Origin of the sequence: Pseudoalteromonas sp. BSi20652, assembly GCF_000239855.1 — a bacterium.
Classification (GTDB): Bacteria; Pseudomonadota; Gammaproteobacteria; order Enterobacterales; family Alteromonadaceae; genus Pseudoalteromonas.
The window spans coordinates 1-658 of sequence record NZ_BADT01000006.1 but is presented as its reverse complement, the minus strand read 5'-3'; the positions used below and the strand labels follow the sequence as shown (position 1 = coordinate 658).

The window sequence follows — 658 nt, the reverse complement described above, 5'->3', positions numbered from 1 at the left end:
ATCGCAAGAAAGCGTCAAGTAAGTTTGGTTGATACAAAATACTACCACTGTATTTCGCGTTGCGTTCGACGTGCATTTTTATGTGGGGAAGACCGTTTTACTGGTCAATCTTACGAGCATCGACGAGGCTGGGTTGAAGATAAGCTGCTTGAATTAGCCAGGGTGTTTTGTATTGATGTATGTGCTTACGCTGTAATGAGTAACCACACTCACTTAGTACTGTATGTTGATGATATTAAGGCAAATAGGCTTAGTGATAAAGCGATTGTTATTCGCTGGCATAAACTCTGTAAAGGCACATTGTTAACGCAAAAATATGTACAAGGTGAAAAGCTAAGTAAAGTTGAGCTCATCTTTTTCAATCAAACGGTTAAACAATATCGCGAACGCCTAGCGAGTATCAGCTGGTTTATGCGGCTATTAAATGAAGACATTGCGCGCAGAGCAAACAAAGAAGATAACTGCACAGGGAGGTTTTGGGAGGGTAGGTTTAAATCGCAAGCATTACTAGATGAAGCAGCACTTGCAGCTTGTATGGCCTATGTAGATTTAAACCCCATTAGAGCTAAAATGGCTAACACCCCAGAGGAGTCAGACCATACAAGTGTTCAACAACGTTTAACATACGCGGCAAAAGGTAAACAACCTAAGCAGTTAC

At 41.2% G+C, this 658-nt stretch carries 1 protein-coding gene; it reads left to right on the top strand.

Going from position 1 to position 658, the window contains the following annotated elements; translation table 11 throughout:
- Window positions 1–658, top strand: a 658-nt coding sequence (locus tag P20652_RS17165) for a transposase (protein WP_237707085.1), incomplete at both ends; no start/stop codon positions are given.